At 66.0% G+C, this 16,197-nt stretch carries 12 protein-coding genes; 5 read left to right on the top strand and 7 right to left on the bottom strand.

Features of this window, described 5'->3' with window-relative positions; genetic code table 11:
* Positions 1 to 89 precede the first annotated feature (89 nt).
* Genes LK03_RS14090 through LK03_RS14070 form a run of 5 tightly spaced genes read left to right on the top strand, consistent with a single transcriptional unit; the run spans position 90 to position 7,468 of the window.
* The gene (locus LK03_RS14090) at positions 90 to 1,922 is read left to right on the top strand and encodes an extracellular solute-binding protein (RefSeq protein WP_038412992.1); all 1,833 of its coding nucleotides are present in this window, start codon (positions 90 to 92) and stop codon (positions 1,920 to 1,922) included.
* Positions 1,919 to 3,760, top strand: coding sequence for an extracellular solute-binding protein (locus LK03_RS14085; RefSeq protein WP_038412991.1), 1,842 nt, complete (start codon positions 1,919 to 1,921; stop codon positions 3,758 to 3,760). Before LK03_RS14090 ends, LK03_RS14085 begins: the two co-directional genes overlap by 4 nt.
* A 1-nt stretch (position 3,761) precedes the next feature.
* The gene (locus tag LK03_RS14080) at positions 3,762 to 4,835 is read left to right on the top strand and encodes a microcin C ABC transporter permease YejB (protein WP_038412990.1); all 1,074 of its coding nucleotides are present in this window, start codon (positions 3,762 to 3,764) and stop codon (positions 4,833 to 4,835) included.
* A 1-nt stretch (position 4,836) separates the two neighbouring features.
* Entirely contained in the window at positions 4,837 to 5,856 is a 1,020-nt protein-coding gene (locus LK03_RS14075; RefSeq protein ID WP_038412989.1) for an ABC transporter permease, read from the top strand.
* 1 nt (position 5,857) lies between these two features.
* Positions 5,858 to 7,468, top strand: coding sequence for an ABC transporter ATP-binding protein (locus tag LK03_RS14070; RefSeq protein ID WP_038412987.1), 1,611 nt, complete (start codon positions 5,858 to 5,860; stop codon positions 7,466 to 7,468).
* Here the strand turns inward: LK03_RS14070 and LK03_RS14065 are convergent.
* The 7 genes from LK03_RS14065 to urtE all read right to left on the bottom strand — a co-directional run bounded on the left by LK03_RS14065 (position 7,465) and on the right by urtE (position 16,155).
* A complete protein-coding gene (locus LK03_RS14065; protein WP_038412986.1) occupies positions 7,465 to 8,166 on the bottom strand; it encodes a response regulator in 702 nt (233 codons plus the stop codon). The two genes, LK03_RS14070 and LK03_RS14065, sit on opposite strands and share 4 nt — an antisense overlap.
* A complete protein-coding gene (locus LK03_RS14060; RefSeq protein ID WP_038412985.1) occupies positions 8,163 to 10,847 on the bottom strand; it encodes a sensor histidine kinase in 2,685 nt (894 codons plus the stop codon). Before LK03_RS14060 ends, LK03_RS14065 begins: the two co-directional genes overlap by 4 nt.
* Positions 10,848 to 10,850: 3 nt before the next feature.
* Positions 10,851 to 11,417: a potassium-transporting ATPase subunit KdpC gene (kdpC, locus tag LK03_RS14055; RefSeq protein ID WP_038412983.1), complete on the bottom strand. Its 567-nt coding sequence runs from the start codon at positions 11,415 to 11,417 to the stop codon at positions 10,851 to 10,853.
* An 11-nt stretch (positions 11,418 to 11,428) separates the two neighbouring features.
* Entirely contained in the window at positions 11,429 to 13,483 is a 2,055-nt protein-coding gene (gene kdpB / locus LK03_RS14050) for a potassium-transporting ATPase subunit KdpB (RefSeq protein WP_038412982.1), read from the bottom strand.
* The gene (gene kdpA / locus LK03_RS14045; RefSeq protein ID WP_038412981.1) at positions 13,480 to 15,189 is read right to left on the bottom strand and encodes a potassium-transporting ATPase subunit KdpA; all 1,710 of its coding nucleotides are present in this window, start codon (positions 15,187 to 15,189) and stop codon (positions 13,480 to 13,482) included. Before kdpA ends, kdpB begins: the two co-directional genes overlap by 4 nt.
* 8 nt (positions 15,190 to 15,197) lie before the next feature.
* The gene (locus LK03_RS14040) at positions 15,198 to 15,287 is read right to left on the bottom strand and encodes a potassium-transporting ATPase subunit F (RefSeq protein ID WP_038412980.1); all 90 of its coding nucleotides are present in this window, start codon (positions 15,285 to 15,287) and stop codon (positions 15,198 to 15,200) included.
* Positions 15,288 to 15,456: 169 nt separating this feature from the next.
* On the bottom strand, positions 15,457 to 16,155 hold the full coding sequence (gene urtE, locus LK03_RS14035) for an urea ABC transporter ATP-binding subunit UrtE (RefSeq protein WP_038412979.1): 699 nt from the start codon (positions 16,153 to 16,155) through the stop codon (positions 15,457 to 15,459).
* Positions 16,156 to 16,197 lie beyond the last annotated feature (42 nt).

Raw genomic sequence — 16,197 nt, 5'->3', positions numbered from 1 at the left:
CAACGCCTTTCCCGGGTCTCTTTTTCCATCCCTGACAAGCTGTTACTGTAGCCCGACCCAAGCCCAACGCCTCTGGATCGGATGCCGACTTGATACGTCCCCTCCTGCTGTCAATCAGCCTGGCCTTGAGCTTCCCTGCGGGCGCTACAGTGAGCGAAAGCCACGGATATGCGCAGTTCGGCACGCTCAAGTACCCAGCCAGCTTCACCCACTTCGACTGGGTCAATCCGCAAGCGCCCAAGGGCGGCACGTTGCGGGCCATGGCCTTTGGCACCTTCGACACCCTCAACCCCTACACCTTCAAAGGCTCGAGCCCGGTCACCACGCCGAACTTCCAGCAGTACGGGGTCAGCGAGCTGAACGAAACGCTGATGGTCGGCACCGGACAGTACGACCCTTCCGGTGACGAGCCGACCTCTAGTTATGGGCTGATCGCCCGCTCGGTGGAGTACAGCGAGGACCGTAGCTGGGTGGTGTTCAACCTGCGCCCGCAGGCACGCTTTCATGATGGCAAGCCGATCACCTCGGCCGATGTGGCGTTCTCCTACCGCACTTTGCTCAAGCAGGGCCATCCGCTGTACCGCACCAACCTGCAGGAAGTGCAGCGCGTCGACATCCTCGGCCCGCTGCGCATTCGCTTCGTCTTCAAGCGCGCCGGCAACCCGCTGCTGATCCTGCGCCTGGGCGAAATGCCGGTGCTGCCCAAGCACTACTGGGAAAAGCGCGATTTCAAGGCCACCACCTTCGAGCCGCCGCTGGGCAGCGGGCCGTACCGCATCAGCGAGGTGCAGCCCGGCCGGCGTCTGGTGTTCGAGCGGGTGAAGAATTACTGGGGCAAGGACCTGCCGGTCAATCGCGGCAAGTACAACTTCAACCGCGTGGAATTCGAGTTCTACCGCGACGCCACGGTGGCCTTCGAAGCGTTCAAGGCCGGCGAATTCGACATCTACATCGAGCATCAGGCGAAGAACTGGGCCAATGGCTACAACTTCCCGGCGGTGCGCCGCGGCCAGGTGATCAAGGCGCAGATTCCGCACCGTATCCCCACCCAGACCCAAGGGCTGTTCATGAACAGCCGCCGCGCGCCGTTCGACAACCCCGACCTGCGCCAGGCGCTGGGGCTGATGCTCGATTTCGAGTGGGCCAACCGTGCGTTGTTCAGCAGTGCCTATCAGCGCTCGACCAGCTATTACCCCAACAGCGAATTCGCCGCGACCGGCCTGCCGGTGGGCAAGGAATGGCTGCTGCTCAAGCCGTTCCGCGATCAATTGCCAGCCAAGCTGTTCACCGAGCCCTACCAGGTCAGCCGCACAGAAGGCAGCGGCATCGGCCGGCAGACCCTGCGTGAGGCGCTGGGCCTGTTCGCCAAGGCCGGGTATCGCCTGGACGGCCAGCGTCTGGTGGACGCCAAGGGCCGGCAGTTGCGCCTGGAAATCCTTTTGGTCAATCCAAATCTGGAGCGCATCTTCGGGCCCTACGTGGAAAACCTGGCCAGCATCGGCATCGCCGCCGGGCTGCGCACGGTCGATCGCGCGCAGTACAAACAGCGCCTGGACCAGTTCGATTTCGACATGATTCTGATGACCCTCGGCCAGACCCTCAGTCCGGGCCTCGAGCAGTGGCAGTACTTCCACTCAAGCCAAGCCTCGATCAAGGGCAGCAAGAACTACGCCGGGATCAACGACCCGGTGGTCGATCACCTGCTCGACACCCTGCTGGGCGCGCAGAGCCGCGATGACCAGGTCGCCGCTGCGCGCGCCCTGGACCGCGTGCTGTTGTGGCACAACTACATGATTCCCAACTGGTACCTCGACAATCACCGCCTGGCGTACCGCAACCGTTTCGCCTTCGTCGCCACACCGCCCTACACCTTGGGGCTGAACAGCTGGTGGCTCAAGAAGACTCCGGAGAAAGCCCCATGACGCCCATCCACCGCTTCGGTGCGCTGGCCGCGAGCCTGTTGCTCGCCTGCCTGGCCTTACCTGCCGCAGCCGCCCCGCAACATGCCCTGACCCTGTACGACGAGCCGCCCAAGTACCCGGCCGACTTCAAGCACCTCGACTACGTCAACCCCAAGGCGCCCAAGGGCGGCACTTTCCGCCAGTCCAGCTTCGGCAGCTTCGACAGCCTCAACCCGTACATCACCAAGGGCGTGCCAGCCGATGGTATCGAGCTGATCTACGACACGCTGATGACCCAGAGCCGCGACGAGCCGTTCACCGAGTACGGCCTGGTCGCCGGCAAGATCGAAAAGGCCCCGGACAACACCTGGGTACGCTTCTACCTGCGCCCGGAAGCACGTTTCCACGACGGCCAGCCGATGCGCGCCGAGGATGTGGTGTTTTCCTTCAATGCGCTGACCAAACAGGGCGCGCCGCTGTATCGCCAGTATTACGGTGACGTCACCCAGGTCGTGGCAGAAACCCCCTTGCAGGTGCGCTTCGACTTCAAGCACGGCGGCAACCGCGAGCTGCCGATGATCCTCGGCCAACTGCCGGTGCTGCCCAAGCACTGGTACGCCGAGCGTGATTTCACCCACGCCAGCCTCGAATTGCCCTTGGGCAGCGGGCCGTACCGGGTCGCCCAGGTCAAGCCGGGGCGCTCTATTCGCTATGAGCGGGTCAAGGACTACTGGGCCAAGGACCTGCCGATCAATGTCGGCCAGTACAATTTCGACGCCATGACCTTCGACGTCTACCGCGACAACGTGGTGGCCCTCGAAGGGCTCAAGGCCGGGCAGTTCGATTTCCGCGAAGAGCGTACGGCGAAAAGCTGGGCCACCGCCTACAACACCCCCGCGGTGCGCGATGGCCGGCTGATCCGCGAAGAGTTGCCCAACGGCAACCCATCCGGCATGCAGGGCTTTGTCTTCAACCTGCGCCGGCCGATCTTCCAGGACATCCGCGTGCGCGAGGCGCTGAGCCAACTGTTCGATTTCGAGTGGACCAACAGGCAGCTGTTCAACGGCGCCTACAGGCGCACCAACAGCTACTTCGAGAACTCCGACATGGCCGCCCGCGGCGCGCCCAGCGATGCCGAGCGGGCGATTCTCGAACCGCTGCGCGGAAAAATCCCCGAGCGCGCCCTGAGCACCGCCTTCAGCACCCCGGTCACCGACGCCAGCGGCATGATCCGCGAGCAGCAACGCACCGCCTATCGCCTGCTGCAAGAGGCCGGCTGGAAGATCGTCGACGACAAGATGGTCGATGCCCAGGGCAAGCCGGTGAGCATCGAGTTTCTGCTCGCGCAGCCGGACTTCGAGCGCGTGTTGCTGCCGTTCAAGCGCAACCTGGCCGAACTGGGCATCGACCTGGTGATACGCCGGGTGGATGTCTCGCAGTTCGTCACCCGCATCCGCCTGCGCGATTTCGACATGATGGTCGGCAGCTTCCCGCAGACCAGTTCGCCGGGTAACGAGCAGCGCGAGTACTGGTCGAGCGTGTCGGCCGACAACCCCGGCAGTCGCAACTACATCGGCCTGCGCGACCCGGCCATCGACCAGCTGGTCGAGTCGCTGATCGGCGCTGATTCGCGCCAGTCGCTGATCGAGCACGCCCATGCCCTGGACCGCGTGCTGCTGTGGGGCTTTTACGTGATCCCCAACTGGTACATCAGCACCTACCGGGTGGCGTACTGGAACCACATCGGCCACCCCGAGGTGTCGCCGACCTTCGACCTGGGCATCAACACCTGGTGGATCAAGCCGAACGTCACCCCGGCGGTGAGCGACGTCACTCCACCGCCTGCCGAGGGCAACTGACATGCTGGCCTATACCCTGCGGCGCCTGCTGCTGATCATTCCGACCTTGCTGGGCATCCTGGTCATCAACTTCATCATCGTCCAGGCCGCGCCGGGCGGCCCGGTCGAGCAGATGATCGCCAAGCTCGAAGGCTTCGAAGGCGCCACCAGCCGCATCGCCGGCGGCGGCGCGGAAGTTTCGGTAGCCGGCTCCAACTACCGGGGTGCGCAAGGCCTGGACCCGGCGCTGATCGCCGAGATCGAGCACATGTACGGCTTCGACAAGTCGGCGCCGGAACGGCTGTGGATCATGATCAAGAACTACGCCACCCTGGATTTCGGCGACAGCTTCTTCCGCGATGCCAAGGTCATCGACCTGATCATGGAAAAGATGCCGGTGTCGATCTCGCTGGGGCTGTGGAGCACGCTGATCATGTACCTGGTGTCGATCCCCTTGGGTATCGCCAAGGCGGTGCGCCATGGCAGTCACTTCGATGTCTGGACCAGTTCGGCGATCATCGTCGGCTACGCTATTCCAGCATTCCTGTTCGCCATCCTGCTGATCGTGCTGTTCGCCGGTGGCAGCTATTTCGACTGGTTCCCGTTGCGCGGGCTGACCTCGAACAACTTCGATGAGCTGTCGACCACGGGCAAGGTGCTGGACTACTTCTGGCACCTGGTGTTGCCGATCACCGCCCTGGTGATCGGCAACTTCGCCACCATGACCCTGCTGACCAAGAACAGCTTTCTCGACGAGATCAACAAACAGTACGTGGTCACCGCCAAGGCCAAGGGCCTGAGTCGGTCGCGGGTGCTCTACGGCCATGTGTTCCGCAACGCCATGCTGCTGGTGATCGCCGGCTTTCCGTCGGCGTTCATCAGCATCTTCTTCACCGGCTCATTGTTGATCGAGGTGATTTTCTCGCTCGACGGCCTGGGCCTGATGAGCTTCGAGGCGGCGATCAACCGCGACTACCCGGTAGTCTTCGGCACCCTGTTCATCTTCACCCTGCTTGGGCTGGTGGTGAAACTGATCGGCGACCTGACCTACACCCTGGTCGATCCACGCATCGACTTCGCCAGCAGGAAGCACTGACATGGCTCTTTCTCCCCTCAACCGGCGGCGCTTCGAGCGCTTCAAGGCCAACCGTCGCGGCTGGTGGTCGCTGTGGCTGTTCCTGATTCTGTTCGGCCTGAGCCTGGGCGCCGAGCTGATCGCCAACGACAAGCCGATTGCCGTGCACTACGACGACCAATGGTATTTCCCGGCCTTCAAGCGCTACCCGGAAACCACCTTCGGCGGCGAATTCCCCCTGGAAGCCAACTACAAGAGCCCATACATCCGTGAGCTTCTGGCCAAACACGATGCCTCGGTGCTGTGGGCGCCGGTGCCGTTCAGCTACCAGAGCATCAACTACGACCTCAAGGTGCCGGCCCCGGCGCCACCGTCGACGGACAACTGGCTGGGCACCGACGACCAGGGCCGCGACGTGCTGGCGCGGGTGATTTATGGCTTCCGTATTTCCGTGCTGTTCGCCCTGACCCTGACCCTGGCCAGCTCAGTGATCGGCGTCATCGCTGGCGCCTTGCAGGGCTACTACGGCGGCTGGGTAGACTTGGCCGGTCAGCGTTTTCTGGAAATCTGGTCGGGTCTGCCGGTGCTGTACCTGCTGATCATCCTCGCCAGCTTCGTGCAGCCGAACTTCTGGTGGCTGCTGGGCATCATGCTGCTGTTCTCGTGGATGAGTCTGGTGGATGTGGTGCGCGCCGAGTTCCTGCGCGGGCGCAACCTGGAATACGTGCGCGCCGCCCGCGCGCTGGGCATGGGCGATGGTTCGATCATGTACCGGCACATCCTGCCCAACGCGATGATCTCGACCATGACCTTCCTGCCATTCATCCTCACCGGCGCCATCGGTACCCTCACCGCGCTGGATTTTCTCGGCTTCGGCCTGCCCGCTGGGGCGCCGTCGCTGGGCGAACTGGTGGCCCAGGGCAAATCCAACCTGCAGGCGCCATGGCTGGGCATCAGCGCCTTCGCCGTGCTGGCGGTGATGCTCAGCCTGCTGGTGTTCATCGGCGAATCCGCCCGCGATGCCTTCGATCCGAGGAAATGACATGAGTGAACAGACCCTGATCGAAGTCCGCGACCTGGCGGTGGAGTTCGTCACCGGCGAACAGGTCAACCGCGTGGTCGATGGCATCAGCTTCGACATCCGCAGGGGCGAAACCCTGGCCCTGGTCGGCGAAAGCGGCTCGGGCAAGTCGGTGACGGCGCATTCGATTCTGCGCCTGCTGCCCTACCCGCTGGCGCGCCACCCCAGCGGCAGCATCCGCTATGGAGGACAGGACCTGCTGCACCTGGGCGAAAAGCCCATGCAGCGTATCCGCGGCAATCGCATCGCGATGATCTTCCAGGAGCCGATGACCTCGCTCAACCCGCTGCACACCATCGAAAAGCAGATCAACGAAATCCTCCTGCTGCACAAGGGCCTGACCGGCAAGCAGGCCACCGCGCGCACCCTCGAGCTGCTCGAACTGGTGGGCATCCCCGAACCTGCCAAGCGCCTCAAGGCCCTGCCTCACGAGTTGTCCGGGGGTCAGCGCCAGCGGGTGATGATCGCCATGGCCCTGGCCAACGAGCCGGAGCTGTTGATCGCCGACGAACCGACCACCGCGCTCGACGTCACCGTGCAGATGAAAATCCTCGAGCTGCTGAAATCGTTGCAGGCGCGTCTGGGCATGGCGCTGCTGCTGATCAGCCACGACCTCAACCTGGTACGGCGCATCGCCCACCGGGTGTGCGTGATGCAGCAGGGACAGATCGTCGAGCAGGCCGATTGCGCGACCCTGTTCAGCGCCCCGCAGCACCCCTACACGCAGATGCTGATCAATGCCGAGCCCAGTGGCGCGCCGGCCAGCACCGCAGTCGGCCCGGCGCTGCTGGAGGTCGATGCGTTGAAGGTGTGGTTCCCGATCAAGCAGGGCTTGCTACGGCGCACGGTCGACCACGTCAAGGCGGTGAATGGCGTGAGCTTCAGCCTGCCCCAGGGGCAGACCCTGGGCATCGTCGGTGAGAGCGGCTCGGGCAAGTCGACCCTGGGCCTGGCGATTTTGCGACTGATCGCAAGCCAGGGCAGCATCCGCTTCGACGGTCAGGCGCTCGATGGCCTCGAGCAGCGTCAGGTGCGGCCGTTGCGCCGGCAGATGCAGGTGGTGTTCCAGGACCCGTTCGGCAGCCTCAGCCCGCGCATGAGCGTGGCCGACATCGTCGGTGAAGGCTTGCACATTCATCGCATCGGCACGGCTGAGGAACGGGAAGCTGCGATCATCGCGGCGTTGCAGGAAGTCGGCCTTGACCCTGCCAGCCGTCACCGCTACCCCCACGAGTTCTCCGGCGGTCAGCGCCAGCGCATCGCCATCGCCCGTGCCCTGGTGCTCAAGCCGGCGCTGATTCTGCTCGATGAGCCGACCTCGGCCCTCGACCGCACGGTGCAGCGCCAGGTGGTGGAACTGCTGCGTTCGCTGCAGCTCAAATACAACCTCACCTACCTGTTCATCAGCCACGACCTGGCGGTGGTCAAGGCGCTCAGTCATCAGTTGATGGTGATCAAGCAAGGTCAGGTGGTCGAGCAAGGCGCGGCCCACGAGATCTTCCGCGACCCGCAGCACCCCTACACACGGCAGTTGCTGGCGGCGGCGTTCCTCGAGCCTGCCAGCGAGGCTTAATCGCTCAACAGGCGATAGCCGACCCCCACCTCAGTGACGATGAAGCGCGGCGCCGCCGGATCGTCACCGAGCTTTTGCCGCAGGTGGCCGACCACGATGCGCAGGTAATGGGTGTCGTGGACATGGCTTGGCCCCCAGATGTCCTTGAGCAGCTGCTGCTGGGTGATGACCCGCCCCGGATGCCGCGCCAGTTGCGCCAGCAACGCGTATTCCTTGCGGGTCAACTCGACGTCACGGGCGTCGAGGCTGACCTTGCGCAGGGCCAGGTCGATGCTCAGCGGGCCGACGCGCAGCAGCGGCTCGCTGCCGCCACTTGGCGAGGTCGCGGCGGCGGCCTGGCGCAGCAGGGCACGCACCCGAGCGAGAAACTCCTGAATGCCGAAGGGCTTGGTCACGTAGTCGTTGGCGCCACCGTCGAGGGCGTCGACTTTCTGCAGCTCACTGGCGCGCACCGACAGCACCATCACCGGCACCGCGCTCCACTCGCGCAGTTCACGCAGCACCTGCTGGCCGTCCATGTCCGGCAGGCCGAGGTCGAGCACCACCAGGTCGGGACGCGCCAGCGCCGCCTGAGCCAGGCCTTCGCGGCCGGTGCCTGCCTCGACCACGTGATAGCCCTGCGAGCACAGGCTGATGCGCAGGAACTTGCGAATCTGCGGCTCGTCGTCGATCACCAGCAAGGTGGCAGGCAGGCTCATGGCGCCTCGGCATCAGCATCGGGTTGGGCGGGCAGCGGCAAGCATAGAGTGATGCAGGTCCCTTGGCCATCCGCGCCGTCGTCGACCTCGATACGGCCGCCATGCGCGCCGATCATGCCCTGGCAGATGGCAAGCCCCAGGCCTGTGCCCTGCCCGCCACGGTCGCCGCGGGCGGCGGTGTAGAACATGTCGAAGATCTTGCTGCGTTCGGCCAGCGGAATGCCGGGCCCCTGATCACTGATCGCCAGACGCAACTGCTCGCCCTCGACCGCCACCTGAAGAAGAATGCGGCCGTCGCGCGGCGAAAACCGCGCGGCGTTTTCCAGCACATTGACCAACGCCTGCTCGATCAGCGCGGCATGCACGTACAGCAGCGGCAGGTCGCCAGCCATCTGCCGTTCGACGCGCAACGGTGCCAGCAGCGTGCGCAGCCTGTGCAAGGCGCTGCCGACGATGTCGGCCGGCGCTACCCAATCGCGCGCCAGGGCCAGGCTGCCGTGACCCAGGCGGGTCATGTCGAGCAGGTTCTGAATATAGCGATCGAGGCGTTCAGCCTCATCACGGGTGCCCTCGAGCAACTCGCGGCGGTCGGCGCCACTCAACGCCTGGTCGAGGGCAAGCAGGCTGTCGATGCTGCCGCGCATGGCCGTCAGCGGGGTGCGCAAGTCATGCGACACCGACGCCAGCAGCGCGCTGCGCAACTGCTCGGTTTCCCCTTGCAGCCGTGCAGCCTCTAGTTGCTCGGCCAGCTCGACCCGGGCCAGGGCCTGCGCCAGCGGCTGGGCCAAACCGCGCAACAGGCGCAGGCGGCGGCGACTGAGCGCTGCCGAGGGCGCAACCTTCACCCCGAGCAAAGCCAACGGCCGATCCTCGACCCGCAACGGCCACCACCAGAATGGGCTATCGGGCAGCGTGTCGGTGCCGGCACCGGCGGCCTGGCCGTGTTGCCAGGCCCAGTGCGCAGCCGCCTGGGCGCTGACCGGCAGGGCCTGCGCCGGGCCACTGAGCGGGCTAAAGCCACCATCGGCGAGGCGCTGCACCACCGTTACCGGCTGCCCGGCGGCCTGTTCCAAGTGGGTGACGGCAGCCGCCAGCACGGCCTTGCGGTCGGTGGCAAGCGCCAGGTGTTGGGACAGTTCGAGCAACTGCCGGGTCTCGTCCTGGGTGTCACGCAGCACCTGCAACTGGCGGCGCTGGCGTGCAGCCAGCTTGCCGGTCAGGGCCGCCATAAGCAGAAAGAACAGCAAGGTCAGCACGTCTTCTTCGCGGCGGATGCTCAAGGAGTAACTGGGGGCGATGAACAGGTAGTCGTAGGCGAGAAACGACAGCAGCGCGCAGACCAGCGCCGGACCCAGGCTGCTGCGCACCGCCACCAGTAATACCGCAGCGAGAAACACCAGGGAGATGTTCGGCAGTTCCAGCACGCTGGACACGGCCCAGGCCAGGCCAGCGGCCAGCGCCGTGGCGAGGATGGCCAGCAGGTAGTGCCCGGCGACCCAGCGCCCAGGTTCGCCACGGACTCGCGCAGGCCGCGCCGCCTGCCCATCGAGCACGCTGATCTCTAACCCCGAAGGTTCCCGCAGCAAGCGCTGCGCCACCCCACCACTGAGCCAGCGCCGCCACCAGCGGCGGCGGCTCTGCCCCACCAGCAACACGCTGGCGCGACGCTCGGCAGCGTGGCCGAGCAGCGTGCGCGCCACCTCCCCCGCACGCAGCACCACCACCTCGCCACCCAGCCGCTCGGCCAGTTGCTGGGCCGCTTGCAGGCACTGCCGGCTGCCTTCATCGCGCGCTGCACCGCGCTCGACGTGCACCACGCTCCACGGCAAGTGCCGGCGCTGGGCGACCCGGCTGGCGTGGCGCACCAGTGCTTCGGCCTGATCGTCGCCATCGACCCCGACCAGCAAACGCCCCTGCAACGCCGGGGCCTGCTCGCCGCGTTGCCGATAGCCCTGGGCGACATCGGCATCGACCTGCGCCGCCGCCGTCTGCATGGCCAGCTCGCGCAGGGCGCCGAGGTTGGTCTGCGAGAAGAACGCATCGATGGCCGCGCGCGCCTGTTCGGGCACGTACACCTTGCCCTGGCGCAGGCGTTCGAGCAGCTCGCGCGGCGGCAGGTCGATCAGCACCAGTTCGAAGGCTTCCTGCACCACCCAGTCGGGAACGGTTTCGCGCACCTGCACGCCGGTGATGCCGCACACTTTGTCGTTGAGGCTCTCCAGGTGCTGGACGTTGACCGTGGTGTAGACGTCGATGCCGGCGGCCAGCAACTCCTGCACGTCCTGCCAGCGCTTGGCATGACGACTGCCGGGTACGTTGCTGTGGGCCAGTTCGTCGACCAGGGCCAACTGCGGCGCAGCAGCCAGCACGGCGTCGAGGTCCATCTCCTCGAGCAGCACGCCGCGGTACTCGTGGCGCAGCAGCGGCACCTGCGGCAGACCCAGCGACAGTGCTTCGGTCTCGCTGCGGCCATGGGTCTGCACCACCGCTGCCAGCAACCTGACGCCCTGGCGCTGGCGCTCATGCGCAGCCTGGAGCATGGCGTAGGTCTTGCCGACCCCAGGGGCGGCGCCAAGAAATACCTTCAAACGGCCCCGCCCCTGGGCTGGCAGCGCCGTCAGCAGTGCATCGGCGCGCAGTGCAGCGGCGCCCGACGCGGCGGCGCCCGAAGAATCAGTCATCGATCATCCTTCATGGGGAGTAGGCGCCAGATGGTCCAACGCCTGGTTGAGCAGCAGCACGTTGACCACAGGCGGCCCGACCCAGGGCCGCAATGTGGCCTGATCGAGCAGCGCTTGCAAGCGCTGCACCGGCACGCCGCGCGCAGCTGCCACGCGCGGCAGTTGCCAGGCCACGGCCGCCGGTGGCAGGTGCGGGTCGAGGCCGCTGGCCGAGGTAGTCAACAGGGCCAGTGGCACTGGCACCTGGCCCTGGGTCGATTCCAGCGCAGCTTCACGCTTGATGCGCGCGGCCAGCTGCGGATTGCTCGCCGCCAGGTTGCTCGCGGCGCTGGGCAGGGTTGCGTAGTCGCCGGCGGACGGCCGCGAGTGGAACCACTGCGCGCCGCTCAACGGCTGGGCGATCAGTTGCGAGCCGCGCACCTGGCCGTGGTCGTCGCGCAGCAGACTGCCATTGGCCTGAAGCGGGAACGCCCATTGCCCCAGGGCGGTGACCAGCAGCGGGTAAAGGCCGCCGGTGAGCAGTGTGAGTAAAGCGAGCAGGCACAGCGCCGGACGCAGTGAAGCAAGCATGGCAGTCTCCTTCAGACCAGGTGCAAGGCGGTGAGCAGCAGGTCGATCAGTTTGATGCCGGCGAACGGCACCAGCAGCCCACCGAGCCCGTACAGCAACAGATTGCGCCGCAGCAACTGCGCAGCGCTGGTGGCGCGCACCGACACGCCGCGCAGTGCCAGCGGAATCAGCACGACGATGATCAGCGCGTTGAACACGATGGCCGAGAGAATCGCGCTTTGCGGGCTATGCAGTTGCATCAGGTTGAGCGCGCCCAGCTGCGGATAGATGGCCGCGAACAGTGCCGGGAGGATGGCGAAATACTTGGCCACATCGTTGGCGATGGAAAAGGTGGTCAGCGCGCCACGGGTGACCAACAGCGCCTTGCCGACCTGCACCACATCGAGCAGCTTGGTCGGGTCGCTGTCCAGATCAACCATGTTGGCCGCCTCGCGGGCGGCCTGGGTGCCTTCGTTCATGGCCACGCCGACATCGGCCTGGGCCAGCGCCGGGGCATCGTTGGCACCGTCGCCGCACATCGCCACCAGACGCCCTTCGCTCTGCTCCTGGCGAATGCGCGCCAGCTTTTTCTCCGGGGTGGCTTGCGCCAGCACATCATCGACCCCCGCTTCGGCGGCGATGGCTGCGGCGGTCAACGGGTTGTCGCCGGTGATCATCACTGTGCGAATGCCCATGGCGCGCAACTGCGCGAAGCGCTCGGCAATGCCCGGCTTGACCACGTCCTTGAGGTGGATCGCCCCCAGCACCCGCTGCTCGCTACAGACCAGCAGCGGCGTGCCACCACTCTGGGCGATGCGTTGCACCTCGGCGGCCAGGGCCGGCGGCAGTTGCTCGGCTGGCAGGCCGGCGTAGGCCAGCACCGCATCCACCGCGCCCTTGCGGTAGCGCCGCGGGCCCAGGTCGATGCCTGACAGCCGCGTCTCGGCGCTGAAGGCAATGGCCTGGAACTGCCCGGCCGCAGGTTCGACCAGCGCGTGCAGGCCACGCACGTACTCCAGCACCGACTTGCCCTCGGCGGTGTCGTCGGCAAGCGAGGCGTACAGCGCAGCTTCTGCCAGCGTCGTCGGGGCAATGCCCGGCGCGCAGTGCAGGGCCGCGCAACGGCGGTTGCCGAAGGTGATGGTGCCGGTCTTGTCCAGCAGCAGGGTCTGCACATCGCCGGCCGCCTCCACCGCGCGGCCCGAGCGGGCGATGACGTTGAGCCGCACCAGGCGGTCCATGCCGGCGATGCCGATGGCCGAGAGCAACCCGCCGATGGTGGTTGGAATCAGCGTCACCAGCAACGCGGCGAGGAAGATCAACGGCAAGCCCCCGCCAGACAGCCGGGCGAACGGCTGCAGCGTCACCACCACGATGAGAAACACCAGGGTCAGGCCGATCAGCAGCAAATCCAGCGCGACCTCGTTGGGCGTCTTCTGCCGCCGTGCGCCTTCCACCAGCGCCACCATGCGGTCTACGGTCGACTCGCCGGGGTCGTTGCTGATGCGCACCAGCAGTTGGTCGGACACCAGGCGCGTATTGCCGGTGACCGCCGAGCGATCGCCGCCCGATTCGCGGATGACCGGTGCCGATTCACCGGTGATGGCCGCCTCGTTCACCGCGGCGATGCCTTCGAGCACCTCCCCGTCGGCGGGAATCAGCTCACCGGCCAGCACCTGCACCACGTCACCCTTGCGCAGGGTTGCGGCGGGGACTGTGCTAAAGCCCCCGTCGCCTTCAAGGCGGCGCGCGGTAAGGCCCTGGCTGCCGGCCCTGAGGCTGTCAGCACGGGCCTTGCCACGGCCTTCGGCCAGCGCCTCGGCAAAGTTGGCGAACAGCACGGTGAACCACAGCCACAGGCTGATCTGCACGGCCACGGCGGTACTCACGCCGCTGTCCGGCAGCACGCTCAGCACACTGGTCAGCAGCGCGCTGACGGCCACCACCAGCATCACCGGCGAGCGCCGCAACTGACGCGGATCGAGCTTGACGAAGGCCTGGCGCAGCGCTGGGCGCCACAGCCGGCCGAAGCGGGTGGCCTGACTGGCGTCGGGCACAGGGCCGGTTTGCGCGATAGGCAGGTTCATGGGGCGACTCCTTGGAAACCTTGGCTGAGGTGGTCGGCGAGCGGCCCGAGGGCCAGGGTCGGCAGAAAGCTCAGGCCGCCGACCAGCAACACCGTCACCAGCAGCAGGCTGGCGAACAGCACGCCGTGGGTGGGAAAACTGTCGGCACCGCAGGCCACGCAGCGCTTGGCCGCGAGACTTCCGGCCAGGGCCAGCACCGGCAGGATGTAGCCAAAGCGGCCGATCAGCATCGCCAGGCTCAGCAGCAGGTTGTGCAGCACGCTGTTACCGGCAAAGCCGGCGAACGCCGAGCCGTTGTTGGCGGTGGCCGAGGTATAGGCATACAGCAGCTGGCTGAAGCCATGCGGGCCGGGATTGCTCAGCGCCGTTTGCGCACCCGGCAGGCTCGCCGCGATGGCGCCGAGCACCAGCGCGCCGAGGGGCATCACCAGCAAGGTCGCCACCAGCAGCTTGACCTCGCGCGCCTGCAACGACTTGCCCAGGTAATGCGGGGTGCGGCCGATCATCAATCCGGCAAGAAATACCGCGATCAGCACGAACAGCAACATGCCGTAGAGCCCGGCACCGACGCCGCCGAAGATCACCTCGCCGACCATCATGTTGCCTAGGGTCACCAGCCCGGTCAGCGGGTTGAGGCTGTCGTGCATGGCGTTCACCGAGCCGTTGGAGGCGGCAGTGGTGGTCACCGCCCACAACACCGAGCCGGTGGTGCCGAAACGTACTTCCTTGCCCTCCAGCGGCGCGGTGTGCTCCACCTGCGGGTCGAGCAAGGCCGGGTTGGGCTGGTATTCGGCCCACAACGCCGTGGCGCCGCCGAGCACGAACAGCGCCAGCATGCAGCCGAGAATCGCCCGGCTCTGGCGCAGGTCCTTGACGTAATGGCCGAAGGTGAACACCAGCGCCGCCGGAATCAGCACGATGGCCACCAGCTCGAACAGGTTGCTCCAGGCGGTGGGGTTCTCGAACGGGTGCGCCGCGTTGACGCCGAAGAAGCCGCCGCCGTTGGTGCCCAGCTGCTTGATGGCGATCTGGCTGGCCACCGGCCCGAGCGGCAGGGTTTGCCGATCACCGCTCAAGGTCAGTGCCTGCACGCTGTCGGTGAAGGTCTGCGGCACCCCTTGCCAGACCAGCAGCAACGCCAGCAGCAGACTCAGCGGCAGCAGGCCGTACAGGGTGGCACGGGTCAGGTCGACCCAGAAGTTGCCCACGGTGCTGGCCGAACGCCGGGCGATGCCACGGCACAGCGCCACCAGCACGGCAAGGCCGGTGGCGGCACTGAGAAAGTTCTGCACGGTCAGGCCGAGCATCTGGCTCAGCGCGCTCAGCGAGCTTTCGCCGCTGTAAGCCTGCCAGTTGGTGTTGGTGACGAAGCTCACCGCCGTGTTCAGCGCCAGCGACCAGTCCTGACCCGGCAACTGCCGCGGGTTGAGCGGCAGATGGCCCTGCAGCAGCAGGATCGCCAGCAGTAGCATGAAGCCCGCCAGATTGAACGACAGCAGCGCCAGTGCATAACGCTGCCAGCTCTGCTCTTGCGCGGGGTCGACGCCAGCCAGGCGATAGCAACCGCGCTCGAGCGGCGCCAGCAACGGCGACAGCCAGGTGCGCTGGCCTTCCATCACTTGGTAGAAAAAGCGCCCAAGCAACGCCGCCGGCGCCAGCAACAAAACGAAGAAAGCGATCAGCAAGGCATAGTCATAGCTGTGCATGGCCGCTCCTATTGGCGACCGGTGCGCAGCAGCGCGACCAGCAGATACCCCGCCAGCGCCACTGCCAGCAGCAGCGACGCACCGTCAATCATGGACATCGGTCGATTCCCCAGGGTTGAATACCGTAGGGGAATTTTCAGAGACCGGTGCGTAAAGGTGCGAGAGCGAAACGTCTGGCGACGCGTAAAGGACGCGTAAAAAAACGTGTCTACGGGCGTCAGGCGCCAGGCTGTCGTCCAGTGCCGTCGCGCACAGCGCGCCATCACCCTAGATGGCGACCAGCCCGCGCACACCCTCGGCCTCCATCTGCGGCCCAGCGCCACGCTGGACGATTTCACCCCTGGACATGACCAGGTACTGGTCGGCCAGTTCGGCGGCAAAATCGTAGAACTGCTCGACCAGCAGAATCGCCATGTCGCCACGCGCGGCGAGGGACTTGATCACGCTGCCGATTTCCTTGATCACCGAAGGCTGAATGCCTTCGGTGGGTTCATCGAGAATCAACAGCCGAGGCCGGCTGGCGAGCGCTCGGCCAATGGCCAACTGTTGCTGCTGCCCCCCAGACAAATCACCGCCACGCCGATGCTTCATATCCAACAGCACCGGGAACAGTTCGTAGATGAACGGGGGAACTTGCCTGGCCTGCGGGCCTGTGAAGCAGGACAGCCCCATCAACAGGTTCTCTTCCACGGTCAGGCGGGCGAAAATCTCCCGCCCCTGGGGCACGTAGGCGATACCGGACTGCACGCGGCGGTGCGGTTTGGCGGCGGTGATCGAGCGCCCCTCCCACCTCACCACCCCTTCCCTTGCCGGCAGCAGGCCCATCAGCACCTTGAGCAGCGTGGTCTTGCCCACGCCATTGCGCCCCAGCAGGCAGGTGACTTCGCCGATCCTCACGTCGAACGACAGCCCGCGCAGGATGTGGCTGCCGCCGTAGTACTGGTGAAGCTTTTCTACTTGCAACATGTTCGAACGCTCCAATGACCACTGCCCAGACACCGCCGGGTC

It is taken from the genome of Pseudomonas cremoricolorata, assembly GCF_000759535.1.
GTDB lineage: Bacteria > Pseudomonadota > Gammaproteobacteria > Pseudomonadales > Pseudomonadaceae > Aquipseudomonas > Aquipseudomonas cremoricolorata_A.
This window is presented reverse-complemented; position numbering and strand designations above follow the sequence as displayed.

Coding starts and splice junctions, on each gene's coding strand:
- LK03_RS14085 (WP_038412991.1), top strand. CDS start 1,919: ATGACGCCCATCCACCGCTTCGGTGCGCTGGCCGCGAGCCTGTTGCTC.
- LK03_RS14080 (WP_038412990.1), top strand. CDS start 3,762: ATGCTGGCCTATACCCTGCGGCGCCTGCTGCTGATCATTCCGACCTTG.
- LK03_RS14075 (WP_038412989.1), top strand. CDS start 4,837: ATGGCTCTTTCTCCCCTCAACCGGCGGCGCTTCGAGCGCTTCAAGGCC.
- LK03_RS14070 (WP_038412987.1), top strand. CDS start 5,858: ATGAGTGAACAGACCCTGATCGAAGTCCGCGACCTGGCGGTGGAGTTC.
- LK03_RS14065 (WP_038412986.1), bottom strand. CDS start 8,166: ATGAGCCTGCCTGCCACCTTGCTGGTGATCGACGACGAGCCGCAGATT.
- LK03_RS14060 (WP_038412985.1), bottom strand. CDS start 10,847: ATGACTGATTCTTCGGGCGCCGCCGCGTCGGGCGCCGCTGCACTGCGC.
- kdpC (WP_038412983.1), bottom strand. CDS start 11,417: ATGCTTGCTTCACTGCGTCCGGCGCTGTGCCTGCTCGCTTTACTCACA.
- kdpB (WP_038412982.1), bottom strand. CDS start 13,483: ATGAACCTGCCTATCGCGCAAACCGGCCCTGTGCCCGACGCCAGTCAG.
- kdpA (WP_038412981.1), bottom strand. CDS start 15,189: ATGCACAGCTATGACTATGCCTTGCTGATCGCTTTCTTCGTTTTGTTG.
- LK03_RS14040 (WP_038412980.1), bottom strand. CDS start 15,287: ATGTCCATGATTGACGGTGCGTCGCTGCTGCTGGCAGTGGCGCTGGCG.
- urtE (WP_038412979.1), bottom strand. CDS start 16,155: ATGTTGCAAGTAGAAAAGCTTCACCAGTACTACGGCGGCAGCCACATC.